The sequence below is a fragment of the Mesobacillus zeae genome, from assembly GCF_003570705.1.
Taxonomy (GTDB): Bacteria; Bacillota; Bacilli; order Bacillales; family Cytobacillaceae; genus Mesobacillus_C; species Mesobacillus_C zeae.
The window spans coordinates 1-16,505 of sequence record NZ_QWVT01000048.1; the positions used below are offsets into that span (position 1 = coordinate 1).

17 protein-coding genes, 1 tRNA gene, 1 other RNA gene, 1 pseudogene and 1 other annotated feature are annotated in these 16,505 nt (G+C 46.0%); of the genes and pseudogenes, 13 read left to right on the plus strand and 7 right to left on the minus strand.

Translation table 11 applies throughout. From position 1 onward, the window contains the following. Nucleotides 1–417: 417 nt before the first annotated feature. Together D1970_RS23195 and D1970_RS20870 are read right to left on the minus strand one after the other, a co-directional pair. Complete coding sequence (locus D1970_RS23195) at nt 418–546, minus strand: hypothetical protein (protein ID WP_259339728.1); 129 nt, start codon at nt 544–546, stop codon at nt 418–420. Between the two features lie 111 nt (nt 547–657). Then, the gene (locus D1970_RS20870) at nt 658–1,626 is read right to left on the minus strand and encodes a YaaC family protein (protein ID WP_119114784.1); all 969 of its coding nucleotides are present in this window, start codon (nt 1,624–1,626) and stop codon (nt 658–660) included. Nucleotides 1,627–1,739: 113 nt separating this feature from the next. Here D1970_RS20870 and guaB point away from each other — a divergent pair, with 113 nt between their 5' ends. The 6 genes from guaB to D1970_RS20900 all read left to right on the plus strand — a co-directional run bounded on the left by guaB (nt 1,740) and on the right by D1970_RS20900 (nt 8,194). Beyond that, a complete protein-coding gene (gene guaB, locus D1970_RS20875; RefSeq protein ID WP_119114785.1) occupies nt 1,740–3,206 on the plus strand; it encodes an IMP dehydrogenase in 1,467 nt (488 codons plus the stop codon). Between the two features lie 200 nt (nt 3,207–3,406). Next, on the plus strand, nt 3,407–4,690 hold the full coding sequence (locus D1970_RS20880; RefSeq protein WP_119114797.1) for a D-alanyl-D-alanine carboxypeptidase family protein: 1,284 nt from the start codon (nt 3,407–3,409) through the stop codon (nt 4,688–4,690). A gap of 156 nt (nt 4,691–4,846) precedes the next feature. Continuing rightward, nucleotides 4,847–5,728: a pyridoxal 5'-phosphate synthase lyase subunit PdxS gene (gene pdxS / locus D1970_RS20885; RefSeq protein WP_119114786.1), complete on the plus strand. Its 882-nt coding sequence runs from the start codon at nt 4,847–4,849 to the stop codon at nt 5,726–5,728. A gap of 12 nt (nt 5,729–5,740) precedes the next feature. After that, entirely contained in the window at nt 5,741–6,331 is a 591-nt protein-coding gene (pdxT, locus tag D1970_RS20890) for a pyridoxal 5'-phosphate synthase glutaminase subunit PdxT (protein ID WP_119114787.1), read from the plus strand. A 56-nt stretch (nt 6,332–6,387) separates the two neighbouring features. Beyond that, nucleotides 6,388–6,610: a binding site (T-box leader), on the plus strand. A gap of 70 nt (nt 6,611–6,680) precedes the next feature. Further along, nucleotides 6,681–7,958 carry a serine--tRNA ligase gene (gene serS / locus D1970_RS20895; RefSeq protein ID WP_119114788.1) on the plus strand — a complete coding sequence of 426 codons (1,278 nt, stop codon included), beginning with the start codon at nt 6,681–6,683 and terminating at the stop codon, nt 7,956–7,958. 143 nt (nt 7,959–8,101) lie between these two features. Next, nucleotides 8,102–8,194 (plus strand) — tRNA-Ser (locus D1970_RS20900). A gap of 178 nt (nt 8,195–8,372) precedes the next feature. On the opposite strand, the gene D1970_RS20905 is transcribed toward D1970_RS20900, so the two are convergent. From D1970_RS20905 to D1970_RS20920, 4 genes and pseudogenes are all read right to left on the minus strand, one after another. Continuing rightward, the gene (locus tag D1970_RS20905; RefSeq protein WP_119114789.1) at nt 8,373–9,041 is read right to left on the minus strand and encodes a deoxynucleoside kinase; all 669 of its coding nucleotides are present in this window, start codon (nt 9,039–9,041) and stop codon (nt 8,373–8,375) included. After that, the gene (locus D1970_RS20910) at nt 9,038–9,679 is read right to left on the minus strand and encodes a deoxynucleoside kinase (protein ID WP_119114790.1); all 642 of its coding nucleotides are present in this window, start codon (nt 9,677–9,679) and stop codon (nt 9,038–9,040) included. Before D1970_RS20910 ends, D1970_RS20905 begins: the two co-directional genes overlap by 4 nt. 243 nt (nt 9,680–9,922) lie before the next feature. Further along, nucleotides 9,923–11,212, minus strand: coding sequence for a glycoside hydrolase family 18 protein (locus D1970_RS20915; RefSeq protein WP_119114791.1), 1,290 nt, complete (start codon nt 11,210–11,212; stop codon nt 9,923–9,925). A gap of 58 nt (nt 11,213–11,270) precedes the next feature. Further along, nucleotides 11,271–11,789, minus strand: a pseudogene (locus D1970_RS20920) (cysteine hydrolase family protein). Between the two features lie 129 nt (nt 11,790–11,918). Here D1970_RS20920 and tadA point away from each other — a divergent pair. The 7 genes from tadA to D1970_RS20955 all read left to right on the plus strand — a co-directional run bounded on the left by tadA (nt 11,919) and on the right by D1970_RS20955 (nt 16,281). After that, nucleotides 11,919–12,422: a tRNA adenosine(34) deaminase TadA gene (gene tadA / locus D1970_RS20925; protein ID WP_119114792.1), complete on the plus strand. Its 504-nt coding sequence runs from the start codon at nt 11,919–11,921 to the stop codon at nt 12,420–12,422. 99 nt (nt 12,423–12,521) lie between these two features. Next, nucleotides 12,522–12,786: signal recognition particle sRNA large type (gene ffs / locus D1970_RS20930), an RNA gene on the plus strand. Between the two features lie 155 nt (nt 12,787–12,941). Next, entirely contained in the window at nt 12,942–14,636 is a 1,695-nt protein-coding gene (dnaX, locus tag D1970_RS20935) for a DNA polymerase III subunit gamma/tau (protein WP_119114793.1), read from the plus strand. Nucleotides 14,637–14,653: 17 nt separating this feature from the next. Beyond that, a complete protein-coding gene (locus D1970_RS20940; protein WP_181213495.1) occupies nt 14,654–14,980 on the plus strand; it encodes a YbaB/EbfC family nucleoid-associated protein in 327 nt (108 codons plus the stop codon). Nucleotides 14,981–15,055: 75 nt separating this feature from the next. Then, entirely contained in the window at nt 15,056–15,652 is a 597-nt protein-coding gene (recR, locus tag D1970_RS20945; RefSeq protein ID WP_119114794.1) for a recombination mediator RecR, read from the plus strand. Between the two features lie 21 nt (nt 15,653–15,673). After that, the gene (locus tag D1970_RS20950) at nt 15,674–15,895 is read left to right on the plus strand and encodes a YaaL family protein (RefSeq protein WP_119114795.1); all 222 of its coding nucleotides are present in this window, start codon (nt 15,674–15,676) and stop codon (nt 15,893–15,895) included. A gap of 122 nt (nt 15,896–16,017) precedes the next feature. Further along, the gene (locus D1970_RS20955) at nt 16,018–16,281 is read left to right on the plus strand and encodes a pro-sigmaK processing inhibitor BofA family protein (protein WP_119114796.1); all 264 of its coding nucleotides are present in this window, start codon (nt 16,018–16,020) and stop codon (nt 16,279–16,281) included. Here the strand turns inward: D1970_RS20955 and D1970_RS22645 are convergent. Further along, nucleotides 16,252–16,505 (minus strand): hypothetical protein (locus D1970_RS22645; RefSeq protein ID WP_220453210.1); only part of this gene is annotated, 254 nt, incomplete at its 5' end. The genes D1970_RS20955 and D1970_RS22645 overlap by 30 nt on opposite strands.

Below are 16,505 nucleotides of genomic sequence, written 5' to 3' on the forward strand. Positions count from 1 at the left end.
TTTTTTTGTTGTTTCAGTTTGAAAGCGGGCGGCTTGTGGGGTTGGTTGATATCACAAAAATCCAGCCAGCCCAAAAGCAGCAGGAACTCCTGCCAAGCCGAAAAATTCCCTTACAGCTGTTTGTTTTTAAAAAAGCTCACTAGCCTGAACCATCCAGGCCCAATCTGCCTTGAAAATAAGGAAAAGCGCCCTCATCAGACGCAGGTTCAATCAGGAGGTTAAAGATCAAATTACCTTTTTCAATAAACCTGATAATGGAACAAGAGGATAACCGGTGGTTTGGTTGATAAAACGAAGCAGATGATCGATAAAACACGTGAAATACATGCAGCCTTCCGGGATTTCGAGGATCCTCAATTGCTGCTTTTCATATCAAACCCCCCTTCGATCTTTTTCGAAGGGGGGTTTTGAAAGAGATTAGCTGTTTTTTCTCGGGCTTGAGATGTTTTTGAACTGCCCCTTTAGCTTTTCACGGGATTCCCTATTCCTTAGCAAGAAAGCTGTTCCTAAGGCTACAGTAGTCATCATCATTTTTCTACGGTCCACTTTTATCCCTCCTCGTATTCGTTGAAGCATCTTCTCTTTAGTAAATTCCCTATCAGTTTTTTATTTAAACTGGATAGTAATGCCTGAAAAGGGGTTTTCACAGAAAATGCTTTAGGTTCGGCTCAATCTGTCCGGATCAAGAAACTGGTAAATTAAGAATGGCCCTTTCCTTAGAGAAATATCGAGAAAAGACTGGATAAAAGGGAAATCGTCATTTGACATGGTCTTGATGAGTTCACTCCACCATTCTGTTTCATATCTGGCAATCATCCCGAGATTATACAGAAGCAAGTAATGATGCAGGAGCTCTGGCATTAATAAAAAAGGTTCCTTTGATAAAGGGATGGCAAAGCAATCATCATTTAAATTGTAACGGAGCGGAAGCGGGTCACCATCATTACGCTTCTCCAAGGTGAATGCGAGGTTGTCTTCCCCTCCTTCCAGAAACGACACTGGCATGCGCGATTTTGCAGAATAGAATGTCTGAAACCGGCTTTCGGTCATGTGATACGAATCCAAAATACACCTGGGCAGGATAAATACGGAATCTTTCTGCTTTGCTTTTAAAAATGTATGCTTTCCTATCAGCCGTGAAAAAAGTGAAGACAGTTCGGGAATATGCTGAAGGAGTTCGCCCATTGAAGCTTTCTCACCTTCAAGTTGTTTCATGTGGAACAATTTTTCCGCCATGAAGGGGAAAAGACCATGCTTTTGGAATTTCACTTCGTCCTCGAAAAAACTGTAATGCTGCTTTTTTCTTTTCCTTGCCGACACCCCGTGGGCAAGTACGGAAGTTGTTTCCGGGTAGTCCGGCTGCACAGTCAAAATGCATGCTTTAATTAAATGGACAAGGCCGTAGTAGAGCAGGATCGGCTGAAGCGGCAGCGGCGAGAGGGCTGCCTGTTCATAATATAATTTCCCGTGTTCGAGATAATACATAAACGGATAGCAATTTTCATAGCTCTTCTGGGCAGGGCTTTCGATATCCAATCTGCCGTATGACTTTTTTAAATAAGTCTGGGAATATTCTGCTGAAAAAAAGAATGAAAAACTGTTCCAATCTCGATAAGAAAAACGCAAAGGACATAACCTCCAAATTATTTGAAAACTCTAACATTTAGCACCTTCCTTGACAGTATTTTGTCCAATTGATAACCTACAAATAATATTTTCAAATAAGGGAGACATTTACTATGTGGGAAAGTAAATTTTTAAAAGAGGGTTTAACGTTTGATGATGTCCTGCTTGTACCTGCTAAATCGGAAGTTTTGCCCCGTGATGTCAGCCTCAAGGTTCAACTTACAGAAAAAGTAAAACTGAACATCCCGATCATAAGCGCAGGAATGGATACTGTCACAGAAGCAGAAATGGCTATTGCCATGGCAAGGCAGGGCGGTTTGGGTATCATCCATAAAAACATGTCGATTGAACAGCAGGCCGACCAGGTTGATAAAGTAAAGCGTTCCGAAAGCGGTGTCATCAGCGATCCATTCTTCCTGACTCCGGAACACCAGGTATTCGATGCTGAACACCTGATGGGCAAATTCCGTATTTCAGGCGTCCCTATCGTGAACAATGAAGAAGAGCGAAAGCTTGTCGGAATCATCACCAACCGTGATATGCGATTCATCCAGGATTACTCCATCTTGATTTCAGATGTCATGACAAAGGAAAATCTTGTTACTGCACCAGTAGGAACGACCCTTCTCGAAGCAGAAAAAATACTTCAGCGATACAAAATTGAAAAACTCCCATTAGTAAATGAAGAAGGGGTCCTAAAGGGACTCATCACAATTAAAGATATTGAAAAAGTCATCGAATTTCCAAACTCTTCAAAAGACAGCCAAGGCCGTCTTTTAGCCGGCGGCGCGGTGGGCGTTACAGGAGATACGATGAAAAGGGTCGAAAAACTTGTTCAATCTCAAGTGGATGTCATTGTTGTGGATACAGCCCACGGGCATTCAAGAGGTGTCATCGAGACTGTTAAAGAGATCAGGAACGCTTATCCTGAACTCGGCATCATTGCCGGAAATGTAGCAACAGCAGAAGCTACACGCGAATTGATCGAAGCAGGTGCAGATATCGTCAAGGTCGGAATCGGGCCTGGCTCCATTTGTACAACAAGGGTGGTAGCGGGTGTTGGCGTACCACAAATCACCGCTGTTTACGACTGTGCCACAGAAGCAAGAAAACATAGAAAAGCAATTATCGCCGACGGCGGAATCAAATACTCCGGGGACATGGTGAAGGCTCTTGCAGCTGGCGGACATGCCGTTATGCTTGGCAGCCTGCTCGCAGGCACTTCCGAAAGCCCGGGCGAAACAGAAATTTACCAAGGCCGCCGTTTCAAAGTATACAGAGGCATGGGCTCTGTTGCTGCCATGGAAAAAGGGTCAAAAGACCGTTATTTCCAGGAAGATAATAAGAAGTTCGTGCCAGAAGGCATTGAAGGCCGCGTTCCATACAAGGGACCGATTTCGGATACCGTTTATCAGCTTGTCGGCGGGATCAGGTCAGGCATGGGCTACTGCGGAGCAGCCACCCTTCATGACCTGAGGGAAAATGCCCAATTTATCCGCATGACGGGAGCTGGACTGCGGGAAAGCCATCCGCATGATGTCCAAATAACCAAGGAAGCACCTAATTATTCCACACACTGATACGGTTTTCCTGTTTTAGGAATTTCCTGATTTTACAACAGACAGAGAGGCTATTCTCTGTCTGTTTTTTTTGTTATACTAACAAGGTGTAATTTTATGACCGTGCAGTCTAGCATGTTTTTAATAGATAGATAAGAGAATGCGGAGGGAATATTGCTTTGAATCTTTACAGACGACTACTGGTTTTATTTACTGTTTTTATGGTCAGCGGCGTGGGCGTCCTTTCAGGATTTGCCAGCGAAGCAAAAGCAGAAGGCGATGCGCTTGGAATTAACGCTGAGGCTGCGATCCTTGTTGATGCGAATACAGGAAGGATACTTTATGAAAAGAATTCGGATGTAGTGCTTGGCGTTGCTTCTATGTCCAAAATGATGACAGAATACCTTGTACTTGAAGCAATTGAAAAAGGTAAAATCAAATGGGATCAAAAAGTAAAAATCAATGAATATGTCCATAAGCTATCTGCCGCTCCTGGCCTTTCCAACATTGGACTGACACAGGGTGAAGATTATACGGTAAAGGAACTCTACCAGGGAATGGCCATCTTTTCTTCAAATGCATCATCTGTAGCCCTTGCAGAGGTGGTTTCCGGAACTGAGAAAAACTTTGTGGAATTAATGAACAAGAAAGCTAGAGAACTAGGCTTAGAGGATTATAAATTTGTTAATTCGACAGGTTTGAACAATAGCGAACTGCTGGGTCAGATTGCTGCCGGTGGCCCGAATGAAGAAAATGTTATGTCTGCTAAAGCAACAGCAAAGCTTGCTTACAGGCTGATCAATGACTATCCGGAAGTTTTGGAAACTGCGAGTACTCCAAAGCTGAAGTTCAAGGATGGACGGGAATACCCTAACTTCAACTGGATGCTTCCAACGCTGACATTTGCCTATGAGGGTGTTGACGGCTTAAAAACAGGTTCGACAGATTTTGCAGGCTATTGCTTCACAAGCACTGCGAAAAAAGGTGACCAGCGTTTCATCACTGTTGTCATGAAGGCTGACTCGAAAATCAGCCGTTTTTCCGAAACAAGGAAAATACTTGACTATGCATTCAGTGGTTTTTCAAATGAAGTACTAGTGAAAAAGAATAACCAAGAAAAAGGAAAGAAGACTCTTCCTGTCGTGAAAGGCAAAGAGGATTCAGTGAAAATCCGTACAGACAAAGACCTTTCCCTGACAATTAAAAATGGGGAAAAAGACCAGTACAAAACAAAGCTTGTCATTGATAAAAAGAAACTCAATGATAAAGGTGAGCTGACTGCGCCAGTGAAAAAAGGCGAAAAAGTGGGCTATATGACAGTTGAGAATAAAAACGGGGAAGAAATCAGTTTCCTGAATGATAAGGGCCAGAAAGCAAGCGTTGATGTCGTGGCTGTAGAGGGTGTTGAGAAAGCAAATTGGTTTGTCCTTTCCATGCGTGGAATCGGCGGATTTTTCAGCGATTTGTTCAGCAGCGCTGCATCCGGTATAAAAGGCTTGTTTTAAAAATTCAGTCTCCTGTCTTGACAGGAGGCTGTTTTTATTGTTTATTTGCAATAAGGGAAAAGACAATTCCGACAATTAGAGTGCGTTTTTTCCATTAACAGCTAAAAGGATGATGTCATCCTGAAGAGAGACAGTATCCATGGGGAGGAAAGTGTAATGAAGACTGGTACAGATCGAGTTAAACGGGGTATGGCTGAAATGCAAAAGGGTGGCGTCATCATGGACGTCGTCAATGCAGAGCAGGCCAAAATTGCTGAAGATGCAGGCGCAGTTGCAGTTATGGCACTTGAGCGCGTTCCATCCGACATCCGTGCAGCAGGCGGAGTTGCAAGAATGGCTGACCCAAGAATCATGGATGAAGTCATGAATGCTGTTACCATTCCTGTCATGGCAAAAGCGCGCATTGGGCATATTGTTGAAGCGAGAATTCTTGAGGCAATGGGAGTTGATTACATAGATGAGAGTGAAGTGCTGACACCTGCCGATGAAGAATATCACTTGAATAAAAGAGAATTTACAGTTCCGTTTGTGTGCGGCTGCCGGGACCTTGGGGAAGCTGCAAGAAGGATTGGCGAAGGCGCTTCCATGCTTCGCACGAAAGGCGAGCCAGGAACAGGAAACATTGTCGAGGCTGTCCGCCATATGCGCAAGGTCAATGCCCAGGTCCGTAAAATTGTCGGAATGGACGAAGCTGAACTGATGACTGAAGCAAAACTTCTTGGTGCACCATTCGAAATTTTGCTTGAAATCAAGAAGAATGGCCGTCTTCCTGTTGTGAATTTTGCGGCAGGCGGAGTTGCGACACCTGCTGATGCTGCCTTGATGATGGAGCTTGGCGCTGACGGTGTATTTGTTGGTTCTGGAATTTTCAAATCAGACAATCCTGCCAAGTTTGCAAAAGCCATTGTAGAAGCAACCACACACTTCCAGGATTATGAACTGATTGCACATCTATCAAAAGACCTTGGTGCAGCGATGAAGGGCATTGAGATTTCCTCATTGGCTCCTGAAGCACGCATGCAGGACAGAGGCTGGTAAGGAGACACCAACATGGTTAAAATCGGAGTACTGGGCCTTCAGGGAGCTGTGCGCGAGCATATCCGTGCAATTGAAGAATCGGGTGCTGAAGCTGTGACTGTCAAACAGCCCGGCCAGCTGGCTGAACTCGATGGCTTGATCATTCCTGGAGGCGAAAGCACAACGATCAGGAAACTGATTGATAAATACAGCTTCATGGATGGACTGAAGGAGTTCGCCCGTGAAGGTAAGCCGATGTTTGGGACATGCGCCGGACTGATTCTCCTTGCGAAAAGGGTGGCAGGCTACGAAGAACCGCACATCGGGGCAATGGATGTTACAGTTGAGAGGAATTCATTCGGACGTCAGCGTGAAAGCTTCGAAGCTGACCTTGATATCAACGGCGTCGCGGAAGGGTTCACGGCCATCTTCATTCGGGCACCGCATATTGTTGAGGCAGGGGAGAACGTTGAAATCCTGGCAAAGCATAATGGACGAATCGTGGCTGCAAGGGAAGGCCAGTTCCTAGGCTGCTCTTTCCACCCCGAATTGACTCCCGACCACAGGCTGACGACCTATTTTATCGAGATGGTAAAAGAAGCGCGCGAAAAAAATCTTGTATAAATCGGTTGCACCCCGGAGACACTTGTAGTAAATTATGGAGTATAAAATAAGATTATGACAAAGCAGTGAGAGGAAATAGTAGCCTGTCCTTATTCCCAAGAGAGCCGGTGGCTGGTGGAAACCGGCGGATAAGACATGTGAATCCATCCTCGAGTAAAGCATGGAAAGCCTTTTTAGGCGATTAATTGCTTTCGGCCTAAGACCGTTATCTTGCAAAGAGGAAAGCATTTTTTTCTGCTTTCAATCAGGGTGGCAACGCGGGTAACTCTCGTCCCTTTCCAGGGGACGGGAGTTTTTTGTGTTTTCCTGAAAGTATGGTTCAAAAAAATCAAACAAGGAGGAACAATTCATGCTTGATGTAAAGTATTTAAGGTCAAATTTTGAAGATGTTAAGAAAAAGCTCCAGCACCGCGGGGAAGACCTTTCCGATTTTGACAGATTTGAGGAACTCGATAGTAAACGGCGCGACTTGATCGTTGAGACGGAGAAGCTGAAAAGCAGGCGCAATGAAGTGTCCCAGCAAATTGCAGCGCTTAAAAAGGAAAAGAAAGATGCCGATGACCTGATTGCAGAAATGCGCGAGGTGGGAGACACAATCAAGTCTCTTGATGACGAGCTGAGAATCGTTGAAGAAACACTTGATAACCTGCTGATGAGCATTCCAAATATTCCTCATGAAAGCGTGCCGGTTGGCGAATCGGAAGATGACAATATCGAGGTACGCAAGTGGGGAGAAATCCGTCAGTTCGGCTTTGAAGCAAAGCCTCACTGGGATGTCGCTGAAGGCTTGAAAATCCTTGATTTTGAACGGGCTGGAAAAGTAACGGGAAGCCGGTTTGTCTTTTACAAAGGCCTTGGCGCAAGGCTTGAACGCGCACTCATTTCATTCATGCTTGATCTCCATGTGGATGAGCATGGCTATACTGAAGTCCTCCCGCCTTATATGGTCAATCGTGCAAGCATGACGGGGACAGGGCAGCTGCCTAAGTTTGAGGAGGATGCTTTCAGGATCGAGAGCGAGGATTACTTCCTGATCCCAACTGCGGAAGTGCCTGTTACAAACATGCATCGCGATGAAATATTGAGCGGGGACGAGCTGCCAATCAATTATGCAGCCTACAGCGCATGCTTTCGCTCTGAAGCAGGATCAGCAGGCCGTGACACCCGCGGTTTGATCCGCCAGCACCAGTTCAATAAAGTAGAGCTTGTCAAATTCGTGAAGCCTGAAGATTCCTATGCTGAGCTTGAGAAACTCACAGGACATGCTGAGAAGGTTCTGCAGCTCCTTGGCCTTCCTTACAGGGTGCTTAGCATGTGCAGCGCGGACCTGGGCTTTACGGCTGCCAAGAAATACGACCTTGAAGTATGGATTCCAAGCTATGGGACGTACCGTGAAATTTCTTCTTGCAGTAATTTCGAGAGCTTCCAGGCGCGCCGTGCCAATATCCGATTCCGCCGTGACCTGAAGGCAAAGCCGGAGCCTGTGCACACACTGAATGGATCTGGCCTGGCAATCGGCCGTACGGTAGCCGCCATTCTGGAGAACTACCAGCAGGAGGATGGAAGCGTCATTATTCCTGAAGTCCTTCGTCCGTATATGGGAAACCGTGAAGTAATCCAGTCATAAAAATCATTTGTTAAAGCGCCAATCGGAAACTTTTCCGGTTGGCATTTTTTATTGTTCAGCTGCAGTTCCCGAGGGCTTTCACTTTTTTTGAAAAATAATTTGACAATGTTTTTGATACGTGATATATTATTACCTGTCAATACGGAGGAATACCCAAGTCTGGCTGAAGGGATCGGTCTTGAAAACCGACAGGCGGGTCATACCGCGCGGGGGTTCGAATCCCTCTTCCTCCTCCATTTATTACTATGTGTTTAGCATTCGCGCAGCATACAATTTGGAGATTGTATTATACGATGCCGTTACAACTGTAACGGCATTTTTTTTATGTTCTTTTGAGAACAGGCTGTTTTTATAAAAATGATAAAGAGATATAAAAAAATCCGGCAACACTCAAAAGGAGCGGCCGGATTTTTTTTATTTTTTTAACAGATGAGCCTGGCGGATGAAATAGCCGATTCTTTCGATGATAGGCTCCACCGAGGATTCATCGCTGATGATATCATAATCATTGATGTTCAAACGAAGGACCGGGCAAGCGTTAAAGGTATCAATCCAGTTTTCATAGCGTTCGTGCATTTCTTCCCAGTATGCAATAGGTGTCTGCTGTTCCATGGCGCGGCCGCGCAGGCGGATTCTGTCAAGGATATCGCCGATGGAGCCATCAAGGTAAATCAAGAGGTCCGGATGAGGGAAGTAAGGGGTCATGACCATCGCATCGAACAGGCTTCTGTACGTTTCATAGTCGACGGGAGACATTGTCCCTTTTTCATAATGCATCCTTGCGAAAATGCCGGTGTCCTCGTAAATAGACCGATCCTGAATAAAGCCCCCGCCGTATTCGAACATGCGCTTTTGCTCCTTGAAGCGCTCAGCGAGAAAGTAGACTTGCAAGTGGAAGCTCCAGCGGTCGAAATCGCTGTAAAACTTGTCCAAGTATGGATTGGCATCTACTTTTTCAAAGGAAGTGCGGAAGTTCAAAGCCTTTGAAAGTGCATTGGTCATCGTGGATTTACCGACACCCACCGTTCCGGCGATGGTAATCACGGAGTTGGCCGGGATATCGTATTTAGCTCGTAAATTCATGGCTGTATGCTCCTTTTCGATAGTCGTCCTGATAGCTGTTCAAGGATAGTGTAAAGATCATCTTCACACTGGACAAAGTCCAGCTCATCGCCGCTGAAGCGCAGGACTTCCACATCTGGATGCCGGGCCTCGAAATGGGAGATGGACTGTTCATAATCAAGCGAAAGCTGTTCAAGATATAATGGGCTTATGTTTTTTTCCATTTCCCTGCCGCGCTTTTTAATCCTGGCAAGAAGAGTGTCGAGGCTGGCATGAAGATAGATGACCACATTCGGCTTTGGCATATCCTTTGTCAAAATTTCATAAATATCGAGGTACTTCCGGTATTCCGTGCCGCTCAGTGTCCTTTTGGCGAAAATCAGGTTTTTGAGAATATGGTAGTCAGCCACAATAGGCTGGCTTTGGCTGATATAGTGTTCCTTAATATCCCCAAGCTGCTTATATCGATTGCAGAGAAAAAACATCTCTGTCTGGAAGCTCCACTCCTCGATGTCCTCGTAGAACTTCCCGAGAAACGGGTTCTCGTCGACGATCTCTTTTAAAAGAGCGAAGCTGTAATGCTCCGAAATGGCTTTGGCCAGTGACGTCTTGCCTACGCCAATCGGGCCTTCCACCGTGATGAAAGGTGTCCTCCCCACAGCAAGTCCTCCTTCTGTATGTCCCATGTCCACATGGTGTCTTTTTTGTAGTGTATAATTTAATGCTTTGGCTGCTCCAGTCCATACGGCGCTGAACGGGCGCTTCCTCTTTTCGTTTAAATGCAACAATCATTTTATCATAATAGGTTTGCGAAAGGATATGGATTATTTAGTAGGGGGCTTACGATAACAAGCCCGGTGGCTGCAGGCAGCTTCCAGGCTTGTTTGAAGAGGTAGTTACGGTTAGGTAGTTCTTTTGACCACATTGAAGTTTTCAGTAATGAGGAGCCAGTTTTGCGGAAAGGAAAGGCCGAGCTTCCAATAGCTCATTCCTCTCAGCTTAAGGCTTTTAATTAAGTCGAATTTTGCCTGGATGGACCGTGCGTCTTCAAACCATACTTCATGACGCTTGCCGCTTCCGTCACTATAGTTAAAAAAAGGAGCCTGGGCTTTTGTATCATACTCGATGGGTACATTATAGCGGGCAGCGAGCACGATGGCCTGCTGCGGGCTGACGGCTCTTGCAACGGTACCCTGCACGAATGGGAGTGTCCAGTCATAGCCATATAGATTCTGGCCCATCATAATTTTGCCTGGAGGAATTTCTGTCACTGCATACTCAAGAACGGCCCTGACCGGACCAATCGGCGATACAGCCATCGCCGGCCCCCCGGAATAACCCCATTCATATGTCATGATGACAACGAAGTCCACGATTTCACCATGCGCCCGGTAGTCATGCGCTTCGTACCAGCGGCCTTTCTGCTCCGCGCTTGTCTTCGGGGCAAGAGCGGTCGAAATTAGCCAGCCCTCCCTTTTAAAACGGTCCCGGGCCCTGCGCAGAAACCGGTTATAAGCTTCGCGGTCTGCAGGGCGCAAATATTCAAAGTCAAAATGGATGTCCTTGAATCCGTACTTTTTGGCGGTCGATACAATATTGGACAGAAAGCGTTCCTGTATGGGCATATTATTAAGGAGGATACGGCCGAGTTCATCGCTGAACTGGTCATTCTCCTGATTGGTAATCACCATCATCAATGTATTGTTATTGGCACTGGCAATGGCCGGGAAATTGTTCAGCAAAGGCTCCTTAAGGGTTCCGTCCCTTTTAGCCTGAAAGCTGAATGGAGCCAGGTAGGTTAAATAAGGCGCCGCTTCCCTTGCGCTTGTTTCAAGAGCCGGAGCAACGGTACTGCCGCGCGGTTCAACATAAGCGTTAAATTCAGCCCTGACCTTGCGCCGCGGAGGGATATAAAGCCTTAATCCTATCTGGAGCGGCTGGTTGACAGGAATTCGATTAATACGGGCAAGCTCTTCAGCTGTCGTGCCAAACCTTCTGGCAATCGTATAAAGACTGTCTCCACGCTGGACAAAGTAAAAGCTTCCGACAATCGGGACCACCATGCTTTGGCCAACGACAAGATCATTCGGATTTGGAATTTGATTCGCTTCCGTTATGTCGGCAACGGTCGATCCATACATCTGGGCTATTCCAGAAAGTGTCTCATTTTGCCGTACCACATGTATCTGCATATTCTCCCTCCTAAACGCGGCTTTGCCGTACTACCAGTTTATGAGGGGGATACGTGCTTTATGATGATAATGAAGAAAAATTGAGTTTTCCTGATGGCTTCGTAACAGCACCCAGCACATCAACCATCATTGTCAGCGCGTATTCATCATCATGGTCTGTATTTGAAGCAATGCAGTCCTTTGGGATCACCAGGTTATATTGCACATGTAGGCGTCATTTGCGGTAAACAGGACGCAAATTTTGCCGGCAACTCCGGTCAGCACAAGGTTGTCCACTTTAAGCTGCTGGAGAGCGTATGGAGAGCTGTGCCATAAAAAGCCGAATGCTTCGGCTTTATAAGAAAAAAATCATCCTGGTCTGGTTCAATTCTGTCAATGACTGGAGCGCTTTTTTCATTCCTGCAGAAATCCATTATTTTTTCGAAATCTGCCTGCCATAGATTATAATGGTCATTGATATAAATAACAGGCCATTCTTTTTTTTGAAAGCCTTTTTTAAAGAAGGGATGGGCGCAGTTATTGTAAGGGCCTTTTTCGAAAGGATTTCGCCATAATCAAAATCAAAATTATTGATCATATCAATGATAAGCAGTGCGGTCTTATTTTCTTTGTCCAAATGGATCGACTCCTTTCCCTTATTTTTAGACCGGCGGGAAAAGATTAAACCATGGGCATTTAAGTTTTTGTGCGGATGGAGCTGGATCATATGGAATATATACAAGATGATGAAAAATATATGCTTGAAGCAATAAAAGAAGGGGAAAAAGCGAGGGAGCTAGGGGAAGTGCCAATTGGTGCAGTTATTGTGCACGATGGCGAAATCATTTCCCGGGCCCATAACTTAAGGGAGACAAAGCAAAGCTCCATCGCTCATGCTGAAATCCTTGCCTTGGATGAGGCCTGCCGGAATCTTGGCACCTGGAGACTGGAGGACGCAGAGCTTTACGTTACGCTTGAACCATGTCCAATGTGCGCGGGCGCTATTATGCTTTCAAGAGTCAGACGGGTGGTATACGGTGCTGCCGATCCAAAGGGAGGATGCGCTGGAACGTTCATGAACCTTCTCGATGATGAACGATTTAATCACCAAAGCGAGGTTGTGCGGGGTGTTCTCGAGGAGCAATGCGGTGCCATGCTGTCTGATTTTTTCAGGGAGCTGAGGAAGCGTAAAAAACAGGAGCGGGACTCTGCCGCCAAAAGGGATAAATAGATTACATAAATTTACAGGTGCTAGACGTTGCTTTTTACTGTAGAAATTAGTATACTGATTATGCGTCATTAAGACGCCCTAAATAAGGTTTCAATTTTGCCGTGCTAGGCGGGGAGGTAGCGGTGCCCTGTACTCGCAATCCGCTCCAGCGAGGTTGAATCCCTTCCTGAGGCTTGTCTACTGTAGGGTCTGCCTCAAGTAAGTGGTGTTGACGCCCGGGTCCTGCGCAATGGGAATCCATGAACCATGTCAGGTCCGGAAGGAAGCAGCATTAAGTGGACTCTCCCATGTGCCGCAGGGCAGCCTGGGCCGAGCTAACTGCTTGGGTAACGCTTATGGTGGCTAGTCGACGGAAGGTGCACGGCAGTTAAATATGATATCAGCAAACCCATCCTGAAAAAGGGTGGGTTTTTTGATTGTCCATCATACAGAGGTTTATTTTATCAACAAATGCCTTTGTAAAAGTAAAAATGGATACGGTATAATAGGGAAGATAACAAATGGAAGGGAGCGGTGTCATTGGCTTATCAAGCATTATATCGTGTCTGGCGCCCGCAGCGCTTTTTCGATGTGGTCGGCCAGGAGCATGTGACAACGACACTACAAAATGCTCTGCTTCAAAAAAAGATTTCACATGCCTATCTCTTCTCGGGTCCACGGGGAACAGGTAAGACAACCGCTGCAAAAATTCTTGCAAAAGCGGTCAACTGTGAAAATTCCCCTGTCAGTGAGCCTTGCAATGAATGTGCGTCGTGTAGGGGAATCACAGACGGATCGATTTCCGATGTTATTGAAATTGATGCTGCATCCAATAATGGTGTTGAGGAAATCAGGGATATCCGGGACAAAGTGAAGTACGCGCCAAATGCGGTAAAGTACAAGGTATATATTGTCGATGAAGTGCATATGCTGTCCATCGGAGCTTTCAATGCATTGCTTAAAACGCTAGAGGAGCCGCCGAGGCATGTCATATTCATCCTTGCGACAACCGAGCCGCATAAAATTCCGTTGACGATTATATCAAGAACACAAAGATTTGATTTTAAACGGATTACACCGCAGGCAATTGTCGACCGCATGAAGCTGATCGCCGATGAGACAGGTGTGGCATGTGAAGATACGGCCATGCAGGTGATTGCTCGAGCGGCAGAAGGCGGTATGCGCGATGCCTTGAGCCTTCTTGACCAGGCAATTTCGTTCAGTCAGGACCGTGTGACAGTTGAAGATGCTCTCACGGTTACAGGAGCTGTCTCCCAGGATTTCATGAATCGCCTTGCCCGGGCCGTTCATGGACAAGACACGGCGGCTGCGCTCGAAGCGCTGGAGGAACTTCTTTTTCAGGGGAAAGAGCCTTCAAGGTTTATTGAGGACTTTATCTACTTTTTCCGGGATATGCTTCTTCATAAATCCGCTCCTGGACTGGAAGAGTCGCTTGAACGCGTTCTTCTCGATGAAGACTTTAAACAGCTTGCAGGAGAAGTGGACACTGGACGTATTTACCAAATAATTGATATATTGAATAAAGCGCAACAGGAGATGCGATGGACAAACCATCCGCGGATTTTCCTTGAGGTTGCGATTATCAAACTCTGCCAGCTCAATTCAAATACAGCTGGCGGTACAGGCAGTGTAGATACAACAGGCCTTCTTCAAAGGATTGGAGAGCTTGAGGACAAGCTTGCCCGGCTTGCGGAAAATGGCATTCCTGCTCATGATCCAGCACCGGCTGCGGCGCAAAGCAAACCGCAAAGGGTGAACCGGAAAGGCTTCCAAGCACCTGCAGGGCAGATCAAGGAAGTGCTGAAGCATGCAACAAAGCCTGATTTGCAGGCGGTGAAAAGCAAATGGGGAGAACTGCTTCATATGCTTGTCGGAAGGCAGATGCGCTCACAGGCAGCACTCTTGAATGAAGCTGAACCTGTTGCTTCTTCCCAAGAGGCAGTCGTGATAAAATTCAAATATGAGATTCACTGCCAAATGGCGATGGAAAACGCCAAATTCATAGACACTGCCGGAGCTGTGCTCCAGGAGCTGACTGGAAAAAGGCTGCAGGTGATCGGGGTTCCCGAAGACCAGTGGCAGAATATCCGCGAGAGCTTCATTAACACCCAGCGCAGTGATGCTCCTGCAGGAGAAGACCAAAAAGAAGAAGACCCTCTTGTCGCAGAAGCGAAAAAGCTGTTTGGTGATGAACTTGTACAAATACATGATTAAATCGGAGGTACGTTAACATGATGCGTGGTGGAATGGGTAATATGCAAAATATGATGAAGCAAATGCAAAAAATGCAAAAGAAAATGGCTGAGGCCCAAGAAGAGCTTGGCGAAAAGAAAATTGAAGGCTCCGCTGGTGGCGGCATGGTCACTGTCATCATGACAGGCCATAAAGAAGTGGTTGATGTGATAATCAAGCAGGAAGTTATCGATCCTGACGATGCTGAAATGCTTCAGGACCTTGTTCTTGCGGCAACTAATGATGCTCTAAAGAAAACGGAAGAACTGACTAACCAAACGATGGGCCAATTTACTAAAGGAATGAACCTTCCGGGCATGTTCTAATAACGCCTTTGGTGCAACTGCCAAAGCAGAGATAGAATAGACTTTTCTGGAATGTTCCAGGAGGGAAACAATCTAATGCATTATCCTGAACCAATATCCAAGCTGATTGACAGCTTCATGAAACTGCCAGGCATCGGACCGAAAACGGCGGCCCGTCTGGCTTTTTTTGTCCTAAGTATGAAGGAAGAAATAGTGCTTGATTTTGCGAAAGCGCTGGTGAATGCCAAAAGGAACCTCAGCTACTGCTCGGTATGCGGTCATATTACCGACCAGGATCCTTGTTATATTTGCGAAGATCAGCGGAGGGACAGAAAAGTCATTTGTGTTGTCCAGGATCCGAAGGACGTCATCGCCATGGAAAAAATGAGGGAATACAACGGCCTCTACCATGTCCTGCACGGTGCCATTTCTCCGATGGATGGAATCGGGCCTGAAGATATTAATATCCCTGATCTGTTGAAAAGGCTCCAGGACGATACTGTTGAAGAAGTTATCCTTGCCACGAATCCCAACATTGAAGGAGAAGCCACTGCCATGTATATATCGAGGCTGCTGAAGCCAGCGGGAATCCGGATCACCAGGATTGCGCATGGTTTACCGGTTGGAGGCGACCTTGAATACGCGGATGAGGTCACCCTTTCAAAAGCGATGGAAGGCCGCAGGGAGGTATAACCTGAAGCGGGAGGAAAAAACATGCTGTTCAGCAGAAAAAAACGACTAAGAAAAGAATTTGATGAAAAGCTGCTTGTCCAGCTTGATGAGTTAAAAGCCGATTGGAGCAACCAACGGAATCTTGTAGAAAAAAGTTTCGATCCATCGGATGAGTTTATTGCCGAGGCCAAGCTGGCCGAAGCCAAATACTTTTACCTGTTTAAGGAAGCAAAAGAAAGAAAGGTCAGGCTGATAGTGAAGTAGGCTGGCTGAAATAAACGGACATGGAGTAAGGGGAAAGAAGGCTGTTCAAATCTGGCGATGGTTCTTTTTCGGAAAGCTTGGCCATACACTATAGTACAAGTTTTCGAAAAGGAGGGCCGGAAATGGAACCAATGGTCATCATCTCCATCCTTGGCGGTCTGATTCTCGTATTATTGTTTGCAGGGGCGCCGGTTAAGCCGCTGAGGCTTGTCGGTCAAGGAGTGATAAAGATTATGATAGGAGCACTGTTTTTATTTTTCCTGAATGCCTTTGGAAACAGTTTTGGCCTCTATGTCCCGATTAACCTTGTCACTGCATCAGTATCCGGCTTGCTTGGCATTCCGGGACTATGCGCTCTAGTTGCAATCCAGACGTGGGTTGTTTAAAGTAACGGAAAACAGCAGGGAAGTGCCGTCCAGAAAAAGGGCGGCTATTTTTTTTGATTTTTTATCTTGACTCTTAGATTGGAATAATGGTAAGATATAATTCGTCGCTGATAAACGTGCGGCGGATGAAATAAAAAAAGTGTTGACTCTTTTGGGACAATATGTTATATTAATAAAGTCGCCTACGGGTGAAGTTGCTCTTTGAAAACTAAACAAACAAGCGT